The 18,145-nt window shown below is 73.3% G+C and carries 23 protein-coding genes; 6 read left to right on the forward strand and 17 right to left on the reverse strand.

What is annotated here, in order from left to right:
- Positions 1-62 precede the first annotated feature (62 nt).
- Positions 63-734: a nucleotidyltransferase domain-containing protein gene (locus ACQP26_RS27895; RefSeq protein WP_281579656.1), complete on the forward strand. Its 672-nt coding sequence runs from the start codon at positions 63-65 to the stop codon at positions 732-734.
- 9 nt (positions 735-743) lie between these two features.
- Here the strand turns inward: ACQP26_RS27895 and ACQP26_RS27900 are convergent, their stop codons facing one another.
- From ACQP26_RS27900 to ACQP26_RS27920, 5 genes are all read right to left on the reverse strand, one after another.
- Positions 744-1,481, reverse strand: a complete 738-nt coding sequence (locus tag ACQP26_RS27900; RefSeq protein WP_433494392.1) for an alanyl-tRNA editing protein — start codon at positions 1,479-1,481, stop codon at positions 744-746.
- Positions 1,482-1,492: 11 nt separating this feature from the next.
- On the reverse strand, positions 1,493-2,380 hold the full coding sequence (locus ACQP26_RS27905; protein WP_433494393.1) for an alpha/beta fold hydrolase: 888 nt from the start codon (positions 2,378-2,380) through the stop codon (positions 1,493-1,495).
- Entirely contained in the window at positions 2,377-2,691 is a 315-nt protein-coding gene (locus tag ACQP26_RS27910; protein ID WP_262013214.1) for a DUF2516 family protein, read from the reverse strand. The genes ACQP26_RS27905 and ACQP26_RS27910 overlap by 4 nt, the downstream gene beginning before the upstream one ends.
- Before the next feature lie 72 nt (positions 2,692-2,763).
- Positions 2,764-3,564, reverse strand: a complete 801-nt coding sequence (locus ACQP26_RS27915) for a hypothetical protein (protein ID WP_433494394.1) — start codon at positions 3,562-3,564, stop codon at positions 2,764-2,766.
- On the reverse strand, positions 3,561-4,187 hold the full coding sequence (locus tag ACQP26_RS27920) for a helix-turn-helix domain-containing protein (protein WP_433494395.1): 627 nt from the start codon (positions 4,185-4,187) through the stop codon (positions 3,561-3,563). The genes ACQP26_RS27915 and ACQP26_RS27920 overlap by 4 nt, the downstream gene beginning before the upstream one ends.
- A 114-nt stretch (positions 4,188-4,301) precedes the next feature.
- Here ACQP26_RS27920 and ACQP26_RS27925 point away from each other — a divergent pair, with 114 nt between their 5' ends.
- Entirely contained in the window at positions 4,302-5,099 is a 798-nt protein-coding gene (locus tag ACQP26_RS27925; protein ID WP_433494396.1) for an alpha/beta fold hydrolase, read from the forward strand.
- 172 nt (positions 5,100-5,271) lie between these two features.
- Here ACQP26_RS27925 and ACQP26_RS27930 read toward each other — a convergent pair whose 3' ends face one another.
- The 4 genes from ACQP26_RS27930 to ACQP26_RS27945 form a co-directional block, all read right to left on the reverse strand.
- On the reverse strand, positions 5,272-6,231 hold the full coding sequence (locus ACQP26_RS27930) for an asparaginase (RefSeq protein ID WP_433494397.1): 960 nt from the start codon (positions 6,229-6,231) through the stop codon (positions 5,272-5,274).
- Between the two features lie 94 nt (positions 6,232-6,325).
- Positions 6,326-7,168, reverse strand: a complete 843-nt coding sequence (locus ACQP26_RS27935) for a 3-keto-5-aminohexanoate cleavage protein (protein ID WP_433494398.1) — start codon at positions 7,166-7,168, stop codon at positions 6,326-6,328.
- 110 nt (positions 7,169-7,278) lie between these two features.
- Positions 7,279-8,388 (reverse strand): YgfZ/GcvT domain-containing protein, encoded by a 1,110-nt coding sequence (locus ACQP26_RS27940; RefSeq protein WP_433494399.1) that lies wholly within the window; start codon positions 8,386-8,388, stop codon positions 7,279-7,281.
- Entirely contained in the window at positions 8,385-8,792 is a 408-nt protein-coding gene (locus ACQP26_RS27945) for a Fur family transcriptional regulator (RefSeq protein ID WP_269706987.1), read from the reverse strand. The genes ACQP26_RS27940 and ACQP26_RS27945 overlap by 4 nt, the downstream gene beginning before the upstream one ends.
- 91 nt (positions 8,793-8,883) lie before the next feature.
- Between ACQP26_RS27945 and ACQP26_RS27950 the strand changes: the two genes are divergently transcribed.
- On the forward strand, positions 8,884-9,735 hold the full coding sequence (locus tag ACQP26_RS27950) for an aminotransferase class IV (RefSeq protein WP_433494400.1): 852 nt from the start codon (positions 8,884-8,886) through the stop codon (positions 9,733-9,735).
- A 79-nt stretch (positions 9,736-9,814) separates the two neighbouring features.
- Here the strand turns inward: ACQP26_RS27950 and ACQP26_RS27955 are convergent, their stop codons facing one another.
- Together ACQP26_RS27955 and mtfM are read right to left on the reverse strand one after the other, a co-directional pair.
- Complete coding sequence (locus tag ACQP26_RS27955; protein ID WP_026268511.1) at positions 9,815-10,405, reverse strand: FABP family protein; 591 nt, start codon at positions 10,403-10,405, stop codon at positions 9,815-9,817.
- 55 nt (positions 10,406-10,460) lie between these two features.
- Positions 10,461-10,565 (reverse strand): small membrane protein MtfM, encoded by a 105-nt coding sequence (mtfM, locus tag ACQP26_RS27960; protein WP_013288813.1) that lies wholly within the window; start codon positions 10,563-10,565, stop codon positions 10,461-10,463.
- 23 nt (positions 10,566-10,588) lie between these two features.
- Here mtfM and ACQP26_RS27965 point away from each other — a divergent pair, with 23 nt between their 5' ends.
- The 3 genes from ACQP26_RS27965 to ACQP26_RS27975 all read left to right on the forward strand — a co-directional run bounded on the left by ACQP26_RS27965 (position 10,589) and on the right by ACQP26_RS27975 (position 13,489).
- The gene (locus tag ACQP26_RS27965) at positions 10,589-10,951 is read left to right on the forward strand and encodes a DsrE family protein (RefSeq protein WP_121686554.1); all 363 of its coding nucleotides are present in this window, start codon (positions 10,589-10,591) and stop codon (positions 10,949-10,951) included.
- A gap of 73 nt (positions 10,952-11,024) precedes the next feature.
- Positions 11,025-11,414, forward strand: coding sequence for an SCP2 sterol-binding domain-containing protein (locus ACQP26_RS27970; RefSeq protein WP_269703835.1), 390 nt, complete (start codon positions 11,025-11,027; stop codon positions 11,412-11,414).
- A complete protein-coding gene (locus ACQP26_RS27975; RefSeq protein WP_281579651.1) occupies positions 11,411-13,489 on the forward strand; it encodes an amylo-alpha-1,6-glucosidase in 2,079 nt (692 codons plus the stop codon). Before ACQP26_RS27970 ends, ACQP26_RS27975 begins: the two co-directional genes overlap by 4 nt.
- 2 nt (positions 13,490-13,491) lie before the next feature.
- Here ACQP26_RS27975 and ACQP26_RS27980 read toward each other — a convergent pair whose 3' ends face one another.
- The 6 genes from ACQP26_RS27980 to ACQP26_RS28005 all read right to left on the reverse strand — a co-directional run bounded on the left by ACQP26_RS27980 (position 13,492) and on the right by ACQP26_RS28005 (position 17,935).
- Positions 13,492-14,343, reverse strand: a complete 852-nt coding sequence (locus ACQP26_RS27980) for a hypothetical protein (protein WP_269703833.1) — start codon at positions 14,341-14,343, stop codon at positions 13,492-13,494.
- 114 nt (positions 14,344-14,457) lie between these two features.
- Complete coding sequence (locus ACQP26_RS27985; RefSeq protein WP_269703832.1) at positions 14,458-14,796, reverse strand: DUF1416 domain-containing protein; 339 nt, start codon at positions 14,794-14,796, stop codon at positions 14,458-14,460.
- A complete protein-coding gene (locus tag ACQP26_RS27990; RefSeq protein ID WP_433494401.1) occupies positions 14,796-15,644 on the reverse strand; it encodes a sulfurtransferase in 849 nt (282 codons plus the stop codon). The genes ACQP26_RS27985 and ACQP26_RS27990 overlap by 1 nt, the downstream gene beginning before the upstream one ends.
- 206 nt (positions 15,645-15,850) lie before the next feature.
- The gene (locus ACQP26_RS27995; protein WP_311202345.1) at positions 15,851-15,928 is read right to left on the reverse strand and encodes an Ms5788A family Cys-rich leader peptide; all 78 of its coding nucleotides are present in this window, start codon (positions 15,926-15,928) and stop codon (positions 15,851-15,853) included.
- A gap of 95 nt (positions 15,929-16,023) precedes the next feature.
- Positions 16,024-16,806 (reverse strand): LmeA family phospholipid-binding protein, encoded by a 783-nt coding sequence (locus ACQP26_RS28000; protein WP_433494402.1) that lies wholly within the window; start codon positions 16,804-16,806, stop codon positions 16,024-16,026.
- A gap of 79 nt (positions 16,807-16,885) precedes the next feature.
- A complete protein-coding gene (locus ACQP26_RS28005) occupies positions 16,886-17,935 on the reverse strand; it encodes a hypothetical protein (protein WP_269703829.1) in 1,050 nt (349 codons plus the stop codon).
- Between the last annotated feature and the right edge of the window lie 210 nt (positions 17,936-18,145).

An 18,145-nucleotide genomic window follows, 5' to 3' on the forward strand; every position in this document is an offset into this window, starting at 1 on the left:
AGCGATACCTGACAACGGAAGTCCGGTTTCCCGAACGAACCGGATGGGCGATCATCACCGGTATGCACCTGCTGCTGTCCGGGATCGTCGGCTCAGTCGCGTACGGGCTGGCCGGACCCGGCTCGGACACCGACCGGATCGGCGTGTTCGCCGCGCCCACAGTCGCGTTCCACGGCCTGCGCCCGCCCCGCGAGTCGGTGGTCACCACCGACCCGGACGTCACGCTGCACGAGGCCCGCAAGTACGCGCTGCTGGCGCTGAGCGGCAACCCGACCGCCACCGAGCTGATGTGGCTGCCCGCCGACTGCTACGAGACACGCACCGAGTTCGGCGAGGAGCTGATCGCGATCCGGTCGGCGTTCCTCAGCGCGCCCCGGGTCCGCGACGCCTACCTCGGGTACGCCTCGCAGCAGTTCCGCAAGCTCGCCGGCCGGCCCGCCGACGCCGGTGGGCGGCGGCGCTCGGCGAAGCACGCCCGGCACCTGGCCCGGCTGCTCCACCAGGGTCGGGTGCTGTACGCGACAGGCGTGCTGGAGATCCGCCTCGCCGACCCGGAGTGGTTCCGCGCGTTCGGCGAGCGGGTCGCCGGTGGCGCGCTGGACGAGGCGCAGGCCCTGGTGGCGGCCGCCGAGGCGGAGTTCGACAGGGTCCGCTCGCCGCTCCCGGAGCGCCCGGACGAGGAGACCGCCGAACGCTGGCTGCTCGCCGTCCGAGCGGCCCACCTGCCGCGCTGACCGGACGGGTCAGTCCGCCAGGCGTACGCGTACCCGGCGGTTGGCCCGCCCCTTGCTCTCCACCTTGACCACCTGGATCTTGCCGATCTGGGCGGTGGAGGCGACGTGCGTGCCGCCGTCGGCCTGCACGTCCAGCCCGACGATGTCGACGATCCGCACCTCCTGCTCCTCCGGCGGGATCAGGTTCGACTGGGTACGGATGATGTCCGGCAGCGCGAGCGCCTCGGCGCGCGGCAGCACCCGCACCGCGACCGACCGGTCGGCCGCCACCTCGGCGTTCACCAGTTCCTCGATGCGCGCCTTGAAGTCCGGCGGCACCTCGGGCAGGTTGAAGTCCATCCGCGCCTCGCCCGGCTCCATGTTGCCGCCGGTGACGAGCGCGCCGAAGTCGCGGAACACCACGCCGCAGAGCACGTGCAGCCCGGAGTGGGTACGCATCAGCATGGTCCGGCGGGTATCCTCCACCGCGCCGGCCACCTCGGTGCCGACCGGCGGCAGCGGGTCACCCTCGGCCGGGATCAGCCACAGGTCGTCGCCCTTGCGGGTACCGACGATCCGGGTCTGTACGCCCTGCCAGAGCAGCACCCCGTGATCCGGTGGCTGGCCGCCGCCACCGGGGTAGAACGCGGACCGGTCCAGCACGATGCCCTGCTCCGGATCGGCCGCCAGCACCCGGCAGGTCCACTCGCGCAGGGTCGGGTCGGCGAGGTCGAGCCGGTGCGTACGGCCGTGGTGTGTGACGCCCATGGTGGGCGACGTTACCCGTTCAGGAACTCCGAGACGCGCCCCCGCAGGTCGGCGCGTTCGGTCCAGAGCACGCCGGGGCGGTCGTACACGTGCAGGGTGGCGTTCGGGAGCGCGGCGGCGAGCCGTTCGGCGACGGCGACCGGATGCAGGTCGTCCTCGGCGGCGGCGATGACCAGGGCCGGCGCGGTGACCGCGGCGAGCGACCCGGCGTCGTCGAGCGGGGCCTGGGCGGGCAGGTCGGCCAGCCCCGGCGCGAGCCCGTCGCGCAGCAGCTGGTCGAGCCGCTGCCGCAGGTACGCCCAGCCGGCCGGGGTGTTGCGCACCGACGGCGGCAACTCCAGCGACACCGCGTCGGCCAGCGCCGAGGCGTCGCCGTCCGCCACCGCGTCGAGCAGGCCGGTGAGCCGGGCGCGGGCCGCCTCGCCGCGCGGCGTGTCCAGCACGGCGGGCAGGAAGAAGACGAGTTTCTCGAAGCGTTCCGGGCTCTCGGCGAGCAGCCGGCACAGCGCGCCCGCGCCGAGGCTGGCGCCGAACGCCCGGGTGGCGCCGCTCAGGTCGGCGACGGCGCGCAGGTCGCGGGCGAGATCCAGGTAGCTCCACGGCCCGGGCGGGGAGTCGGAGCGGCCGTGCCCGCGGAACTGGAAGAAGACGCGCCGCCCGGTGACGCCGCTGCCGAACGGGCGGGTGGTGGCGATGCCGCTGCCCAGCCCGTGCGCGAACACGGTCACCGGATCACCGGCGCCGGTGACCAGCCGTTCCAGGCTCACGCCGTGCGGGGTGGCGACCAGTTCCGTCTCCGGCTCGGGCAGCGCGGGCCGCCCGGTCCGGGGCGCGCCGGGGCCGGGCCCCCAGGTGCGGGGACCGCCGTCCGGCGGCGGAGGCCAGCGGAAACCTCTCACCAGGACCCTCGGCCGTCGTGCAGGTCACGCAGGCCGGGCCGCACGTCGAGCAGGTAGATGAGACCGGCCGCGATGCCGATCAGTCCGAACAGGCTGATCGGGCCGAAGCCGAGCAGGGTGAGCGCCAGGCAGACCGCCAGGATGGCGATCCAGCCACCCTTGGGCAGCGTGCCGATCGCGGCGAACCCGTCGCCGCGCTGGGTGACCGCGTGCACCAGCGCAACGCCCTGAACGACCAGGGCGAAGACGAGCAGGATCAGCTGGATCACGCTTTGGACTGCGAACGCGAAGATCGGCGCGGCGGTGGCCATGGGAGCAAGCTTATGCCGAGACCCCGGAAACGTCCGACAGGACGTTGTCCGGGGTCCCGGTGGAGCATCAGATCATTCGGCGGCCGGGCGGGTCCGCTTCGTGGTCTTCGGCAGCTTCGCCGACGGGGCGGCCGGCTTCGCGGCCTTGGCGGCGGTCGTCTTGCCGGCGACCTTGGTCGCGGTCGCCTTGGTGGCGCGGGTCCGCTTCACCGCGGCCGGCTTGGCGGCCACCGCCTCGGCCACCTCGGCCGGGCTGGGCACCTCGGTCGTCGCGGCGGCGGCCGTCGGGGCCGCGTCGACCTTCGGGGCCGCAGCGGTCTTCGGGGTCTCGTCGGCCTTCGGGGCCACGTCGACGCCGGTGGCCTCGGTGGCCGCGATGTCGGCGTTCACCGTGTCGGCGGCCTCCAGCACGCCGGCGCCGACGACGCGCTCACCGCGGGCGACCAGCTCGGCGTACGCGGCCAGCGCGCGCTCCTGCGCGGCGTGTGCCCCGGCCACCACGACGGCGGCGTTGCGGGTGGCGGCCTCGCGCAGCTTGTCCAGGTTGGCGGCCTCGCGCAGCTTCTCCAGGTTCGCCGCCTCGCGCAGCTTCTCCAGGTTGGCGGCCTCGCGGAGCTGGTCGAGGTCGGTGGCGACGGCGCGCTCACGCAGCCCGGTGGCGGTCTGGTTGGCGGTCTTCAGCGTCTCGGTGGCCTTCTGGCGCAGCTCGAAGCCGGTGACGACGGCCTTGCCGCCGAGGTCGGTCACGACCCGGGTGCCGAGGCCGCTGACCACGGTGGGCAGCTTGCGCAGCTGCTCCAGGGCCAGCTCACCGGCGCCGGCGGCGGCGTAGAGGGGTGCGGGGATGCGGTTGGTCTTCGGCTGGGTGGTCATGACTGTTCCTCCTCGGCCGCACCGGCGGCCTTCCGGGCCGCCCGGCGGGCGGTCGTGTGCTCAGGGGCGGCGGTGGTCGGCGCGGGCGCGGCACCCGCTTCGGTGACGGCTACCGATTCGAGGACCGCCTCGGTCGGGGTGCCCTCCGGCGTGACCGGACCGGTCGCGGCAGCCGCCACGGTCGCCGGGGCCTCCGGCGCGGTGGCCGTCTCGGTCGTGGTGGCCGTCTCGGTCGTGGTGGCCGCGTCCGCCGTCGTGGCCGCCTCGGTCGCCTCGGCCAGGCGGGCGTTCTCGCGCCGGAACGTCTCGTAGATCTGGGTGAGCGACTGCTTCTGGGCCATGGTCAGCTCGGGGTCGACGGCGATCGCCGCGAGCACGCCCTGGCCCTCCTTGTCGTCCAGCAGCCCGGCACGCAGGTACATCGCCGGGGTGGAGACCCGAAGCGCGCTGGCGAGCTGCTGGAGCACCTCGGCACTCGGCTTGCGCAGCCCGCGCTCGATCTGACTCAGGTAGGGATTGCTGACGCCCGCCTGCTCGGCGAGCTGACGCAGCGAGATCTTCGCGTTGCGCCGCAGGTCGCGAATGAACCCGCCGACATCGGGAAGGTCCTTGCTGGTGGCCATGACTCAACGCTAGCTCGGGCCGCTAACTCCTGCAAGCAAAACGCTAGCCAGAGTTAGCAGGGTCACCGAAGACGGGTTGCGGAGGGGCATGTCCGGTCCGTACCGTTCCCTCCCGTGACCAAGATCGATATCAACGGCGCCCAGCTCGCGTACGACGAGAGCGGCACCGGCACCGCCGTGGTGCTGCTGCACGCCGGCATCGCCGACCGGCGGATGTGGCGCGGGCAGGTCCCGGCACTCGCCCAGCGGCACCGGGTGATCGCGCTGGACCTGCGTGGCTACGGCGAGTCGGAGCTACCGCCCACGCCGTTCGCCCACCACGACGACGTGATCGGGCTGCTCGACGCGCTGGGCATCGAGCGGGCCGCGCTCGTCGGCTGCTCGTTCGGGGGCCGGGTCGCGGTGGACACCGCACTGGCCCACCCGGAGCGGGTCTCGGCGCTGGCGCTGTTCGGCGCCCCGGTCTCCGGCAACGAGTGGTCCGAGGAGACCGAGCAGCTCTGGGAGGAACTGGTCGGCGACGTGGACCCGGAGGACTTCGCCGCCACCGCCGCCGGCGAGGTGCGGTTCTGGGTGGTCGGCCCGACCCGCCGCCCGGAGGACGTCGACCCGGAGCTGATCCGGTTCGCCGAGGAGATGGACCGCCGCGCGCTCGCCGCCGAGCAGGCGCTGAGCGCGATCGAGGTGGGTGAGCTGGACCCGCCGGCAATCGACCGGCTGGGCGAGTTGCGCGTACCGGTGCTGGTCGGCACCGGCGCCGACGACCTGGCCGACATCCGCCGCCTGGCCGACCGCATCGCCGACGAGGCCCCCCAGGGCGTACGCATGCCCGACGTGCCGAACGCGGCCCACCTGCTCCCCCTGGAGCGCCCCACCGAGACGAACGCCGCCCTCCAGTCCTTCCTCCCCTGATCCCCCGCCCGCCCGCCGGCCTCGCCTCGGGCTCGGCTCGGCTCGGCTCGGCTCGGCTCGGCTCGGCTCGGCTCGCGCGATCTTGCACTTGCTGCCCCGGCAAACCGGGCATCAGCGGCAGACCGAGGGCCGAAAGCGCAAGATCACCGAGGCGAGGCGGGCGGGGCCGGGGTCACCACAGCGGGCGGAGGGCGCCTACCGGGAGGCCGCCGCCCAGCAGGGGTGGCTCGGCGTACTCGGTGAGGATGGGGGCGCGCACGTCCAGGCGGGTCAGGGCCGACGCCAGCACCGGCATGCGAGCCCTGGCCGCGCCGTCGTCGATCTTCAAGGCGACGGCGCCGACCTCCGGGATCGCCGCCGCGATCACACCCTCCGCGCCGATCTTGGCCAGCAGACCGGGTACGCCCCGCATCAGCCGGGTGTCCTCCGCCTGGGTGCCGCCGACCAACTCCGGGTACGTGCGCATCGCGTCCGCCACGGTCCGCTCGACGGTGCCGGGCTCGGCGTCGACCAGCCGCAGGAACGCCCGCGCCAACCCGGTCAGCGAGACGGCCAGCACCGGCGCGCCGCAGCCGTCCACCCCGACCGCCGCCGCCCGCTCACCGGTGACCTCCTCGATCGTGGCGGTCAGGCACTGCTGGAGCGGGTGCTCGGGCCGCCAGTAGCCGTCCAACGGCCAGCCCGCGGCCAGGCACGTGCGCACCATGCCGGCGTGCTTGCCGGAGCAGTTCATCAGCACCCGTGCCAGACCGCCGCCGGCCCGCAGCACCGCCTCCCGGGCGGCCTCACCGAACGGCAGGTCCGGCGGGCAGTGCAACGCCTCCTCGGTCAGGCCGGCGTCCCGCAGCAGCGCGGTGACCCGCTCGACGTGGAACTCCTCGCCCGCGTGGCTGGCCGCGACCAGCGCGATGTCGGCCGGGTCGGTCAGCGGCAACCCGGCCCGGAGCATCCCGACCGCCTGCATCGGCTTGTTCGACGAGCGGGGAAAGATCGGCGAGGTGACGTCGCCGGCCCCGGCGACCGGCTCACCGGCGGCGTCGAGCACCACCACGGAACCCCGGTGGACGCCCTCCACGAAGCCGGACCGGACCACCTCGGCGAGCGGCACGCCGCCCTCGTACGTTTTTCCCACGGTATGGACGGTACCGAGGGGACGGGCCCGGTCGGCGGCGGGGTGACCTGCGACGTCGACCGGGGCGGTACGGGGTCGGAGCCGGGTGCGCCGCTTACCGGGCGGTAGCCGGGACGCCGAGCAGCGTACGGGCCTCGGCGGTGGTCAGCGGGGGGCGCTGGGCGAGCTGGGCGAAGCCCACCGCCCGCGCGACGAGCTGCATGTTGGACTCCACCGGGCGTCCCTTGGCGTACGTGACCGTGTCCTCCATGCCGACACGCAGGTGACCGCCGGTCGACAGCGAGGCCAGCATCACCGGGATGGTGCTGCGCCCGATTCCGGTGGCCGAGAACGTGGTGCCCTCGGGCAGGTCACGCAGCATCTGCTGGGCCGCGACCAGGGTCGCCGTGGTGCCGGGCATGCCACCCGGTACGCCCATCACGAAGTCGACGTGTACGTGCCCGCCGTGCGGCAGGCCGTACTTGCCGAGCAGCCGCTGCAACGCGGTGAGGTGACCCAGGTCGAAGATCTCGTACTCGGGGACGACCCCCCGCTCCTGCATCCGGGTGTGCAGGTCGACGATGAACTCCCACCGGTTGAGGAACACGTCGTCGCCGAAGTTGACAGTGCCCATGGTGCAGGAGGCCATGTCGGGCGCGGCGTCGAGCACCGCCAGCCGGGCCGACTCCGGGTCGGTCACCGCGCCGCCGGAGGAGAGCTGCACGATCAGGTCGGTGCTCTCCCGCAGCGCCGCCACCGTGTCGCGCAGCCGCCCCTGGTCGAGCGTGGGCCGCGCGTCGTCGTCGCGGATGTGGACGTGGATCACGGCGGCGCCGAGCGCCTCGCACTCCTTGGCGGTCAGCAGCAGCTCGTCGAGCGTCACCGGCAGCGCCGGCACCTCCGCCTTCGCCGACTCCGCGCCGGTGGGGGCAACCGTGATCAACGTCCCTGTCGTCATGCCCGGATCCTAGACGGCGCCCGACGCCGGGTCGACCGGAGGATTTCCGGTGCGAGCGGCGTTAAGAAGGGACCCTTCCTCTACCGGAGGCGTTAATAGGGGGCCCTTCCTTACACGTCAATGGCGGCGGCGCTCTCGCCCACCAGCAGACGCGCGTCGTCGGGCGTGTTGCGCTTCAGCACGGCCAGCGCCACCTGACCCAGCTCGAAGTGCTGCACGGCGGTGCCCACGAAGCCGACGGTCCGCCCGTCGAGCGTCACCGGCGTACCGGCCACCGGCGGCTGGTCGCTCGCCACGCCGTCGAGGTGCAGCAGGACCAGCCGGCGAGGGGGTTTGCCCAGGTTGTGCACCCGGGCCACCGTCTCCTGCCCCCGGTAGCAACCCTTGTCCAGGTGCACGGCCGGGGCGATCAGGTCCACCTCGGCCGGGATCGTCCGGTGGTCGGTGTCCACCCCGGCCCGGGCCCGCTTGGCAGCCACCCGGATCGCCTCGTACGCCCACAGCCCCGCCACCGGCACTCCGGCGCCCCGCAGCTCCGCCACCACCCCGTCCATGGCCGCGCGGGGCACCAGCAGGTCGACGCCGAGCGCCACCCGCCGCGCCCATCCGCCGGCCGGCAGCGGCTTGACGTCGTACACCACCGAGGGCCGCGCGGGCAGCTCACCGGAACGGAACTTCGGACCCGGCACCGCTGCCACGTCGGGGGCGGCCAGCCCGGTGACGCCGAGCGTGTCGAGCGCGCCGGGCGTCTCCGGCCCGACCAGCGACAGCAGCGCGAACTCGGCGGTGGCGTCGCGCGGGTCGACCTTGCTGAAGAACCGCATCTTCTCCAGGTACGACAGCAGGCCCTCGGTCATTCCCGGCTCGGTGTCCAGCCAGGTGGTCTCGCCGTCGTCGGCGACCATCGCGTGCTGCTCGACGTGCCCGTGCGGGGAGAGCACCAGCAGCTCGGTGCCCTGCCACGGCGCCAGCGCGGCCAGGTGCTGGCTGGTGAGGGTGTGCAGCCAGCTGATCCGCTCCTCGCCGGGTACCGCGATCACGCCCCGGTGCGAGCGGTCCACCAGGCCCACGCCGGTGGCCAGGAGCCGTTGCTCGCGCATCGGGTCGCCGTAGTGGGCGGCCACCGGGCCGACGCCCGCCGCCCGGTGGGCCGGTTCCGGCTGGTCCCGGGTCTGGTCGTCGATGGCGTCGGTGGTCACCGCGCCCGCGATGTCGATCATGTGCGTTCCCCGTTCTGTGCGCAGCGGCCGCAGACCCCGAAGAGCGCGACATGCCCGATGTCGACTGTGAACCCCCGCTGTTCGGCCAGCTGGTCGGCGAGCGGGCGGAGCATCTCGGGTGAGATCTCGTCGATCGCCCCGCACTCCCGGCACACCAGGTGCACGTGCTGGTGCTCGCCGGCCGCGTGGTAGGTCGGCGAGCCGTGCGACAGGTGCGTGTGCGTCACCAGGCCGAGCCGTTCGAGCAGCTCGAGCGTGCGGTAGATGGTGGTGATGTTGACGCCGGCCGCCACCTCGCGCACCGCCGTGTGCACCTGCTCCGGGGTGGCGTGCCCCAGGTCGAGGACGGCCTGGAGCACCAGCTGCCGCTGCGCCGTCAGCCGCAGCCCGCGCGAGCGGAGCATTTCCGCGAGGGAGGATTCGGACACCCTTCGATCATAGTTCGGCCGCCGCACCACGCGGTCCGCCGCCGGGGTACGCCACTACGCTGCGCCAGTGGGTACGACACGGGTGGCGGTGCTCGGCCGAGGGCTCGTACCGGCGGGTGAGCCGGTGCTGCGCGGCGACGACCGGGGCGTCCTGCACGGCGACGGCCTGTTCGAGACCCTGCACCTGCGTGACGGCCGTCCCTGGCTGCGCGAGGCCCACCTGACCCGGTTGCGGGCCGGTGCGGCGGCGATCGACCTGCCGCTGCCGCCGGACGCCGCGCTCGTCGAGCTGCTGAACACGGTCTGCGCCGGCTGGCCCGCCCGGACCGAGGGCGCGCTGCGGCTGATCTGCACACGAGGGCCGGAGGGCGGTGGGCCGCCCACGGTGTACGCGACGCTCGGCGAGGTGCCCGCGTCCGCCCGGCTGGCCCGGCGCGACGGGGTGACCGTGGCCACGCTGCCGCTCGGGGTGGCCGCCCGGTCCCGCCCCGAGCTGGGGTGGCTGCCCAGCGGTGTGAAGTCCACCTCGTACGCGCTGAGCACCGCCGCCCGGCGGTGGGCGCAGCGGACCGGCGTGGACGACGTGCTCTGGGTCTCGACGGACGGCTACGTGCTGGAGGGGCCCACCGCCAACGTGGTGTGGCTGCGCGACGGGACGCTCTGCACGGTGCCGGCGGCGGCGACCGGAATCCTGCCCGGCGTGACCGCGAACCACCTGCTGGAACGGGCGGCGGAGCTGGGCCTCACCCCCGCCGAACACCTGCCCACCGTGGCGGACCTGCACGACGCCGAGGCGATCTGGCTGACCAGCTCCCTCCGCGGCGGAGCCGAGGTCACGGCCCTGAACGGAACCCCCCGTCCGAGTTCCCCCCTGACCCCCCGCATCCAGGCCCTCCTGAACTTCCCCCCACCCCGTTGACCATGAGGTTGGCGGCGCCGGGTGCCCGGTTCGTCGCCGCCAACTTCATGATCGACGAGAACAAGGAGGCGGGGGGCGGTCAGCCGGCTACCCGGGTCAGGCGGGCGGAGAGGTGGGGGCTCAGGGGCTGGCCCACCGCGGCCATCTCCTGGGCGTACAGCAGGGCGCCCTCGACGATGCCGAACAGCCGGGCACCGGCGGTGACCTCCTTCGCCGTGGCGGTACGCACGACGGCGTCGGTGGCGAACTCGATCTGCGTGCCCTTGCGCTTGCCGATGTGCAGCTCCATCACACCGGTCGGCGTGGTCATCAGCGCCTCCAGCTCGTCGGTCACCCGCTCACCGTCGAGCACCGGACGCCACCAGCCCACCTCACGGCCGGCGGGACGCACCGGGCGGCTCTGCTCGTCCAGGATCCACGCCCGCGACTCGTAGAACAGGAACGGCCGGCCGTCGTGGCTGATCCGGATCTCCTGCGCGTAGTCGAAGTCCTCGATCGTCGGGAACCCACCCCGGCCCCGGCCACGCCACACCCCGATGTACGGCAGCAGGCCGTCCAGGCTCGGGTGCAGCTTCGGGCCGACGCGCAAGTCGTGGCTCTCCTCGTACGGGTACTCCTCGACCGGCGGCGCGTTCAACCACGGCGGCTGAAGCGGATTCTCACTATTCACAGCGCCACCTTCGTTCGCGACTGCGGGGCTCGCAAAACCGGCTCACTCCTCGCGCTCACCATTTACCTCTAGCGATTCGCACTGCGACATAGACCAGGCCACCGGCGAGCGCGCCCAAGCCGGCGACCAGCAGGCTGACGAACCCGATCTCGGTAACCATCCGGACCATCCTATGCTGGCGGCATGGCGCGCACTCTCGTCGTCAAGGCCACCGCCGGCGCGGACTCCCCGGAACGCTGCGCCCAGGCGTTCACAGTCGCCTCGACCGCAGCCGCGGCCGGGGTGGACGTGTCGCTCTGGCTCACCGGTGAATCCACCTGGTTCGCGCTCCCCGGGCGGGCGGAGACGTTCGAGCTGCCGCACTCCGCGCCGCTGGGCGAGCTGCTGCACGTGGTCCTGACCACGGGCCGGGTGACCGCCTGCACCCAGTGCGCGGCGCGGCGGGACATCGGCCCGGACGATGTCATCCCCGGAGTGCGCATCGCGGGCGCCGCGGTGTTCGTCGAGGAAGCGATGGCCGAGGGCGCGCAGGCGCTCGTCTACTGAGCGACCCACTCGGTTCGTCCACTCTGACCGGTGAGCCGATCCTGACCCGACATGTCCGGATTGCGCCTACTATGTGAACGTGAGTGAGGCGATCCAACAGTTCTTCGCGTCGTTGCCGGCGCGCGCCGCGTCAGTGCTGAACAGCCCGATCGGCGGCACGCTCCAGATCGACCTGGCCGACGGCAACCGCACCGAACACTGGTACGTGACGCTGGCCCCCGGATCGGCCCAGGTGAGCCGGGAGGAGCAACGGCCGGCCGACGGCGTGCTCACCCTCTCCACCGAACTGTTCGAGAAGCTGGTCACCGGCCGGGAGGCCGGCATGGCCGCGGTGCTGCGCAACGAGGCCACGTTCAGCGGGCACGTCGTGCTGTTCCTGGCGTTCCGCCGGTTCCTGCCGGCCCGGCCCGACGTGCGGGATCCGCGCGACGCCGCCCGTGAACACGTCCGGCGGCTGGCGTGAAGGACCGGGTCAGCATCCTCGACGGCAACACGTTCCTGGTCAGCGACGATCGCGGCAACATCCGGCCGTCGTACGACTTCCCCACCGGGCTGTTCTCCTTCGACACCCGGTTCCTCTCCACCTGGATCCTCACCCTCGACGGGCAACCCCTGCACGCCCTCTCCATCGACGACTCGCTGTCGTACAAGACGCGGTACTTCCTGGTCCCCGGCGAGCCGACGCACTACCTGGACGCGAAGGTCTCGGTGATCCGCAGCCGCGCGATCGGCGGCAGCCTGGACGAGGAACTGACCCTGCTCAACCACTCCGAGCAGGAGATGGAGTTCCACCTCCGGCTGGAGATCGGCTCCGACTTCGCCGACCTGTTCGAGATCAAGCACCAGCGGGACAAGAAGGGCCGCACCACGCCGACGGTGGAGACGAACGCGCTGCGGCTGACCTACCGCCGGCAGGCGTTCCACCGCGAGACGCTGGTGACCAGCAGCGCGCCGGCCGAGGTCGACGAGAGCGGGATGACGTTCCGGATCCGGGTCGGCCCGCACGGCGAGTGGACCACCCGGCTGCACATCGACACGGTCATCTACGGCGCGCGGGGCGAGGACATCCGCGCCATCCTGCCGCTGGGCGGCCAACGCACGGCGGCCGACATCGAAACGGAACAGAGCGCCCTGATCAGTCGCGCGCCGAAGCTCGGCTGCGACTGCGAGCCGCTGGCCGGGGCGTACCGGCGCAGCCTCAACGACCTCGCCGCCCTCCGGTACGAGTCGATCACGCTCGGCGTCCGGCTGCTCGCCGCCGGCCTGCCCTGGTTCATGACGCTGTTCGGCCGGGACAGCATCTTCACCTCGCTGCAGGTGCTGCCGTTCCTGCCCGAGATGGTCAAGCCCACCATCGTCATGCTCGCCGGCCTTCAGGGCAGCCGGGTCGACGACTTCCGGGACGAGGAGCCCGGCAAGATCCTGCACGAGCTGCGCTACGGCGAGACCGCCGGCTTCGAGGAGCAGCCGCACTCGCCGTACTACGGGGCGGCCGACACCACGGCGCTGTTCGTGATCCTGCTCGACGAGTACGAGCGGTGGACCGGGGACGCCGACCTCGTGCGCAAGCTGGAGCACGAGACGCGGGCGGCGCTGACCTGGCTGGACACGTACGGCGACCTGCTCGGCACCGGCTACGTCTGGTACATGTCCCGCAACCCCGAGACCGGCCTGCCGAACCAGTGCTGGAAGGACTCTCCGGACGCGATCTCCTACGCCGACGGGCAGATGCCCGAGTTCCCCCGGGCCACGTGCGAACTTCAGGGGTACGCGTACGACGCGAAACTGCGCGGCGCCCGGCTGGCCCGCACCTACTGGAACGACCCGACGTACGCCGACCGGCTGGAACACGAGGCGGCGGCGCTGAAGGAACGGTTCAACCGTGACTTCTGGATCCCGGACCGGGAGTACTACGCGCTGGCGCTCGACCCGCGGGGCCGCCAGGTGGACGCGCTCACGTCCAACATCGGCCACCTGCTGTGGAGCGGCATCGTCGACGAGTCACGGGCCCCGGCCGTCGCCGCCCACCTGCTCGGCCCGCGCCTGTTCTCCGGGTGGGGCGTCCGCACGCTCGCCGACGACCAGGGCCGATACAACCCGGTCGGCTACCACGTCGGCACGGTGTGGCCGTTCGACAACTCGATCATCGCCTGGGGCCTGTGGCGGTACGGCTTCCGGCAGGAGGCCGGCCGGATCTGCGACGCCCTGCTCAGCGCGTCGCACTACTTCGACGGGCGACTGCCCGAGGTGTTCGCCGGCTACGAGCGCGGCCTCACCGACTACCCGGTGGAGTACCCCACCGCGTGCAGCCCGCAGGCATGGTCCGCCGGCACCCCGCTGCTGCTGCTCCGGGTGATCCTGGGCCTGGAACCGCAGGGCGAGCACCTGATCATCGACCCGGCGGTGCCGCCCGGGATGGGCCGGGTGGAACTGCTGGACATCCCGGGCCGCTGGGGCCGGGTGGACGCGCTGGGCCGCAGCCGGGAGCCGCACTCCGAACAGCCGTCACCACCGGCGCTCACCCTGCCCGGCGGTTGACGTCAGGCAGGGCAGGGCGTGGTCGCCGCGACCCGGACCCGCTCGCCGGCCCGCTGCGCCAGCACCGCCGGGTCGCCCGGGCGGGCGTACGCGTCGGCCGAGTCCACCACCGGGGCGGCGCCGGCGCCGAACGCGGCGGCCAGCGGCTGATCGGCCGGCACGGTCGCCTCGGCCCGGGCCGTGCGGACGGTCCCGCCACCAGGGCAGGGCGCGGCGAGCACCCGCACCGGCCCGGTCGCGCCACCCCACCGGCCCAGCGCCGACGCCAGCACCGCCGACTCGGCGGCGGCGTCGGCGGACGGGGCCCGGTAGCCGGAGCCCGTCGGGCGGCAGCCGGTCGCGGCGGTGAGCAGCACCCGGCCCGGACCACCGGCCCGGCCCTCGACCGCGACGAACTCGCCCGCGTCGGCGCGCAGCAGCGGCTCGCCGTCGAGCGTCGACACGCCGGCCCGCCAGCCCGCCGGCAACCGGTCGGCGATGCCGCGCAGCACCTCGCGTACGTCGCCGCCGCCGACCGCCACCTCCACGCCGCGCTCCAGCGTCACGCCGTCGTCCATGGGCGTGATCCGGCAGCCACGCTCGAGCCGGTCCGGCAGGAGCGCCGGTACGCCCGCGACGCCGACGGCGGCGGTCAGCTCGCCGATCGCCCGGTCCACCACCGGGCCGGCCTGGTCCAGCGAACGCTGCTCCTTGACCGTCGGCGGGTCGGTACGCACCGACCACCAGGTCAGGCCGGCGAGCAGCACGGCCCACGCCACAGTGGCGGCCACCAGCCGGCGCAGCCCGCGTCGGCCACCGGGGCCGGGCCGGCCGGGCGGGGTGGGCGGGGCGTAGCCCGTCTCGACGGCAGTCACCCGGCCATGGTGTCACGCGTCCGCGAGGTGCCCGGCCGCACCTCGGCCACCTGCCCCGCAACGGCTCGTGGCCCGCCACCCGGGAGGGCGGCGGGCCACGATCTCCAGCGTGGGTCAGGCGGCGACCGAGACGGTCACCTCGTTGATCCCGCGGGCCGCGGCCACGGCGGTGTCGCCGTTGCCGTGGCGGGACAACGCGCGCAGCGTCCACGAGCCCGGCGCGGCGAAGAACCGGAACTGCCCGGCCGGCGACGTCACCACCTCGGCGGTGAACTCGCCGGTCGAGTCGAGCAGGCGCACGTACGCGCCCGGCACGACCTCACCGGACTCGGCCAGCACGCGGCCGGTGATGACGGTCTCCTTCTCCAGGTCCAGGCTCGCCGGGAGGGGGGCGGACTGGTCCGGCGCGGCGCAGCCGGCGGCAGCCGTCGAGGCGGCGGAAGCGGCGGTCATCAGGCCTCCCCCGGCTCGTCGCCGAGCGCCACCGGCACGCCGACGAGCGAGCCGTACTCGGTCCAGGAACCGTCGTAGTTCTTCACGTTGCGGTGCCCGAGCAGCTCCTGGAGCACGAACCAGCTGTGCGAGGAGCGCTCGCCGATCCGGCAGTACGCGATCGTCTCCTTGCTGTCGTCCAGCCCGGCGTCGGCGTAGATCTTGCGCAGCTCGTCGTCGGACTTGAACGTGCCGTCCTCGTTGGCCGCCTTGGACCACGGGACGCTGATCGCGGTCGGGATGTGGCCGGCCCGCTGCGCCTGCTCCTGCGGCAGGTGGGCGGGGGCGAGCAGCCGGCCCGCGAACTCGTCGGGGCTGCGCACGTCGACCAGGTTCTTGGTGCCGATCGCGGCGACCACCTCATCGCGGAACGCGCGGATCGAGGTGTCCGGCTCCTGCGCGACGTACTGCGTCTTCGGCCGCTCCACCGTGTCGGTGACGAGCGGACGGGCGTCCAGCTCCCACTTCTTGCGGCCGCCGTCGAGCAGCTTGACGTCGCCGTGGCCGTAGAGCTTGAAGTACCAGTACGCGTACGCGGCGAACCAGTTGTTGTTGCCGCCGTACAGGATCACGGTGTCGTCGTTGGCGATGCCCCGGTCGGACAGCAGCGCCTCGAACTGGCTCTTGTTGACGAAGTCCCGGCGGACCTGGTCCTGCAGGTCGGTACGCCAGTCGAGCTTGACGGCGCCGGCGATGTGCCCGCTGTCGTAGGCCGAGGTGTCCTCGTCGACCTCGACGAAGACGACGCCCGGGGCGCCGAGGTTCTTCTCGGCCCACTCGGCCGAGACGAGTGCGGTGTCGCGACTCATCAGATCACTCCCTGGTGAGGATGGTTTGGTGAGTCTGCGCGTGGAGATCGATGCCGATGGTTGTCGCACCACACGCGGACCCTGAGCTAGGAACGGATCACGGGTACGTGCGACGGCGCCGCTGCCGGGCGTTGAGGAGGGGGAACCGGGGAAGGTTCGTGGACCCTGGGTGGCCGCCGTTCAGGCGGCCGGAGACAGCCCCGCCGTCAGATGACGGGGCGACACAGGCAGGTGGCCACGCGGCACAGGTCGACCGCGCGCCGTTTGGTGAGGAGGGTCCCCATGGGCAGGGAGGTTACCAGCCCGGGCAACAGCTGCCACCAGGCCGACCAGCATCCGGGACGGCCGGCCCGCTCCCCGGGCCGGCCGCGTGCGGCTTTCAGCCGGCGGAGTTGATGGGCACGTTCGCCGCGTCCGCGGTCACGACCAAGCCCTCCGGCGTCGGCTCCACCTTGCGCAGGTTGAGCTGGAACGGCAGCTCCGGCAGCGGCACGTCGATCGAGATGCCCTGGGCGTACCGGGTCAGCGCGGCCCGCGCCAGCGGCACGTTCGGCAGGCCGTCGGCGCTGAGGTCGTTGAAGCGCAGCGCCACCTTGTTGCCGGCCACCGTGACGTCGGCGGTGCCGTTGACGGTGAGCTTGATGCCGAGGATGTCCACCGGGGCGGTGACGGCGAGCTTGCCGTTGCGCTCGCCCAGCGTCAGCCCGGGACGGTCCAGCAGCTTGGCCAGGCTCTCGTAGGTGACGGTGCCCCGCCCGTCCACGCTCTCGGCCACCACGTCGCCCCGGCCGGAGCGCAGCGTGTCCAGCGAGGCGGTAACGTTGCGCGCGTCCACGTCGAGCTTCGGCACCTCGACGGCGTCGCCCTGCACGTCACCGCGCACGTCGGTGAGCTGGATCGAGATGCGCTCGTACCGGCCGTCGAGCACCTGGGTGAGGAACGGGAAGCCACCCACCTCGACCTGCGGCGCGGCGGACTGCGCGTCCTGCTTGGCGATCTCCTGCCGGACCTGGTCGGCGATGGCCCGCTCGGCCACTCCGGCGGCGACCCGGTCGGCGACGACGAGCAGTCCGGCCAGCACCAGCAGCAGGACGATGAAGCCGATCAGCACCTTCCGGCCCCGTCGCCGGGGTCGGCCCTCCGCCGGATACGCCTCTGCCACGCCGCCTCCCGTCCTCGCCGCCGTCACCGCGCCTCGCGGCGCAACCGTACTTACCCGAGGCGAATCTTCCCCAACCGCGTCAGAGGAACAGCACGCACATGGCGTACGCGGCGGGCGCAGCCAGCGCGAACCCGCCCAGCGGTCCCTGCATGTGCCGGGCCACCCACATCGTCGGCGGCTCACCGGCCATCAGCCGGCCCGCCTCGGCGTACCCGACGGCGAGGTCGGCCAGAACGGCGGTGGCCGCGCTGACCACCCCGACCAGGGCGGCGCTGGTCGGGGTGAAACCGACCAGGTAGCTGCCGAGCACGGCGCTGGTGAGCGTGCCGAGCATGGCGCCGACGACCACGCCGGCCGCGCCGCGTGGCACCTGCGGGGCAAGCCGCGGCCACGGCGCGATCGCGTCGGTGAGCCGGGCGACGAGCAACGCCACACCGGCGGCGGTGAGGCAGACCGTGATCGCCTGGGTGCCCTTGGGGATCCGGCTGAGCACGATGAGCGTGGCGAAGGCGACCACGCCCACCACGATGAGCAGGGTGCCGCCGAGCGAGTCGGTCACCCGGACCCGGTCCACCCGCCGCACGAGCTGCCCCAGCACGGCGAGCAGGAGCCCGGCGGCCGCGGCGTAGCCGAGCGGGGCCAGGCCGGCGATGTCCGACTGCACGGCGGAGACGTCGGCGATCGCCGCCGTCGCGGCGCTGACAAGCGCGACGACGAGCAGCGCGGGCGGTCGCATGGCCATCGTCCAGGCCAGGACGAACAGCAGCTGGACGCCGAAGATGATCGCGGCGAACGGCAGCCGGTGCCCCGGACCGGAGGTCTGCGCGCCGAGCACCAGGCCGACGCCGAGCAGCGCGGCGAAGCCGGCGACGGTGAGCGCCAACGGGCGGCGGACCGGGACCGGCGGCACCTCCTCCTCGGGCTCCTCGTCGGACTCGTCGTCGGGACGCCGGCTGGGCCCGCCCTTGCGCAGCCGGCGTGGGCCCTTGCGTTCCGGCCGGTCGCCCTCCTCCTGAGCGGGACCGGTGCGCGGGGCGGGCGGATAGCCACGAGCGGGGGCGGACGCGCCGGTAGGCGGCTCGTCGGTCCACGGGTCACGGCCGGTGTCGCGCGAGGTGGAGGGAAACACGCCCCGATCGTGCCAGACCCGGGCGGCTCGGCGGAGGTCCCGGTTTCGGCGACGTTAAAACCTGCACCGCGATCGAGGGCAGAAAGGGCAAACGGTAAATCGCGCGAAGGTGACGCCCGGTCCATCGGTTACGCTCAGGCCGTTACCCGCCCGTCGACGACGCCGGGACCCACGCAAGTTCACAGTGCCGCCCCCACCCGGGCGTGTCGC

Source organism: Micromonospora sp. CA-248089 (assembly GCF_050948515.1).
GTDB lineage: Bacteria > Actinomycetota > Actinomycetes > Mycobacteriales > Micromonosporaceae > Micromonospora.

What these genes read in the sequence shown, in the direction of transcription:
- mtfM (WP_013288813.1), bottom strand. Translation starts at nt 10,565, where the DNA reads ATGGTTACCGAGATCGGGTTCGTCAGCCTGCTGGTCGCCGGCTTGGGC.
- ACQP26_RS27935 (WP_433494398.1), bottom strand. Translation starts at nt 7,168, where the DNA reads ATGACGACAGGGACGTTGATCACGGTTGCCCCCACCGGCGCGGAGTCG.
- ACQP26_RS27915 (WP_433494394.1), bottom strand. Translation starts at nt 3,564, where the DNA reads ATGACCACCCAGCCGAAGACCAACCGCATCCCCGCACCCCTCTACGCC.
- ACQP26_RS27940 (WP_433494399.1), bottom strand. Translation starts at nt 8,388, where the DNA reads ATGATCGACATCGCGGGCGCGGTGACCACCGACGCCATCGACGACCAG.
- ACQP26_RS27965 (WP_121686554.1), top strand. Translation starts at nt 10,589, where the DNA reads ATGGCGCGCACTCTCGTCGTCAAGGCCACCGCCGGCGCGGACTCCCCG.
- ACQP26_RS27945 (WP_269706987.1), bottom strand. Translation starts at nt 8,792, where the DNA reads ATGCTCCGCTCGCGCGGGCTGCGGCTGACGGCGCAGCGGCAGCTGGTG.
- ACQP26_RS27895 (WP_281579656.1), top strand. Translation starts at nt 63, where the DNA reads ATGCACCTGCTGCTGTCCGGGATCGTCGGCTCAGTCGCGTACGGGCTG.
- ACQP26_RS27995 (WP_311202345.1), bottom strand. Translation starts at nt 15,928, where the DNA reads ATGGGGACCCTCCTCACCAAACGGCGCGCGGTCGACCTGTGCCGCGTG.
- ACQP26_RS27985 (WP_269703832.1), bottom strand. Translation starts at nt 14,796, where the DNA reads ATGACCGCCGCTTCCGCCGCCTCGACGGCTGCCGCCGGCTGCGCCGCG.
- ACQP26_RS27900 (WP_433494392.1), bottom strand. Translation starts at nt 1,481, where the DNA reads ATGGGCGTCACACACCACGGCCGTACGCACCGGCTCGACCTCGCCGAC.
- ACQP26_RS27910 (WP_262013214.1), bottom strand. Translation starts at nt 2,691, where the DNA reads ATGGCCACCGCCGCGCCGATCTTCGCGTTCGCAGTCCAAAGCGTGATC.
- ACQP26_RS27990 (WP_433494401.1), bottom strand. Translation starts at nt 15,644, where the DNA reads ATGAGTCGCGACACCGCACTCGTCTCGGCCGAGTGGGCCGAGAAGAAC.
- ACQP26_RS27920 (WP_433494395.1), bottom strand. Translation starts at nt 4,187, where the DNA reads ATGGCCACCAGCAAGGACCTTCCCGATGTCGGCGGGTTCATTCGCGAC.